The following is a 1,835-nucleotide window of genomic DNA, read 5'->3' on the forward strand; positions in this document are numbered from 1 at the left end:
CCTCCGCTGGCTCAAGGGTGCCGTCAACAAAGGGCGTCCGTTGCTCCAACCCATCCCCCTGCTCACCGTTGACCCTGAACCCTGCTTTGCCTCTAAAAACGCCGAAGACCAGTACTATGACCGCATCTGGTTCTCTAGGATCCAGTCCATACGATGTCAATTGCCCCCCTGGGAGGCGGCATAAAGATGTGTCAGGCAGTCAGCAAGTTGACTCCCTCTGGAGTCTGTTTGACGCCAAAATCGCTAAAAAATAGGGTTTGAAAATCGTTTCATCTCAGAAGGACATCAAGAAGGGCAATGTGGGGAACGATGCTGACCTAAGCCGACTCACTTAGGACAACATGGGTACGCTTAGGAACACCAATGGTCAGGTCAGAGAGGTGGATACGGATGGGATAAGAACAAAACGGGTGAAGTAGGGGGTCAGGTTTCGCCCTGTGGTCAGCCACTGCACCTCTATCAAATGACAGAGTGAATTCCCTGTTCACCCATACAAACTCTCCTATTGGATAGAGGGCAGGTTGGATTCAGTCTCGATAGCGTCAGAGAGACGATACGGTTAAACGCTATGCCTCGCACTGCTAAACCCCACTTCATCATTGCAGTTGACTTTGGGGGGTCAAGAACCAAGATCATTTACCAGCATCGTTCTGACCAACCCCAGTTATTGACGATGCCGCCGGAAGCGTTCATTGCGACAGAAGAAAGTCTCGAACAGTATGGGCGCACCCCCGCAGGTCAGATGTCTCGAATGCAGGGTCTCACTTCCTTTTGTTGGGTTCAGCTCTTGGATAAGAAGGGCGAACCGGACGAGACCAAGATTGGCGCAGTGGGCCATCTAGGGGCTCAGATTGCGCTGTACAACACCCTCAACGTGGCCAAGAATGAGAAGGCGTTGTACAAACTCCTGGGTGCGGTCTGGGTCGTTCAGCAAACGTTGATTGGCGAAGGCTACAAGATTCCTGATGACTTCGGCGTCGCGGTTCAATGCCTGCTGCCACCGGATGAAGCTAGTTTTGTCGATGACTTTAAGGCGAGGGTCGAGTCTGCCTTTGCCGAAGGATTTATGACACCGACCGGGATGGTTCAACCTCAGCTATGGGGCTTTGAATGCAAACCAGAAGGGTTGGGCGTGGCCCGCTCATTTCTGGTGAATTACCCTGAGTATCGAGATGCGACGGTATTTATGCTGGGCCACCGCAATGCGACAGCAGTACTGATTAGAGATGGCAAGCCTAAAACCTTCAAGACCTCTGAACTTGGATTTAAAGCTTGTCTCGATATGCTCCATGGTGCCCATGGAGTCTCGACGGAACGATTGATGGAAGTTGCCTTCGAGGCTCGAATGAAAGATGACTTCTATCCCTACTATCGCGTCACCTCTTACAGCGACCCTGACCTGAAAGAAAAGGCTGGCCGAGAACTCTGTCGAGAGTTTAGTAAGGCAAATCATGCCTATTATGCAAGGCTTAAGAACTGGATAGAAGATATTCTTTCAGACGATAAGCTGATATGCATTTAAATTGCATTGATTGTGTTTCCTTTGTTTTTGATCTTGCGATCCCAGTTGATGACAAGCTGCCCTTCGTTCAATAGGTTATGAACAAGCGCTTCTAAATCCTCAATCGACTCAAATAGACGATTGGCAATGAATTCCTTTGCAGAGTGCCAAACTAACTCGATTAAATTATAGTCCGGACTGTAGGGTGGCAGAAATTCTAAAACAATGTTGGGCATCTCCTTCGCTATCTTCTCTAGAATCTCTGCCTTTTTATGAATACTTGCATTGTCTAAAATGATAAGAATCTTAGGGCCATCCTGCTCAAAGTCTTCAA

At 48.9% G+C, this 1,835-nt stretch carries 3 protein-coding genes; 2 read left to right on the plus strand and 1 reads right to left on the minus strand.

The window, feature by feature from the left end:
* A partial coding sequence (locus tag H6G62_RS27070) for a hypothetical protein (protein WP_190492888.1) occupies positions 1 to 184 on the plus strand: 184 nt, incomplete at its 5' end.
* 384 nt (positions 185 to 568) lie between these two features.
* Entirely contained in the window at positions 569 to 1,522 is a 954-nt protein-coding gene (locus H6G62_RS27075) for a hypothetical protein (RefSeq protein WP_190500924.1), read from the plus strand.
* Here the strand turns inward: H6G62_RS27075 and H6G62_RS27080 are convergent.
* On the minus strand, positions 1,519 to 1,835 hold a 317-nt coding region (locus tag H6G62_RS27080; protein WP_190492465.1), incomplete at its 5' end, for a transposase. The two genes, H6G62_RS27075 and H6G62_RS27080, sit on opposite strands and share 4 nt — an antisense overlap.

It is taken from the genome of Phormidium sp. FACHB-1136 (assembly GCF_014697375.1).
GTDB lineage: Bacteria > Cyanobacteriota > Cyanobacteriia > Phormidesmidales > Phormidesmidaceae > Nodosilinea.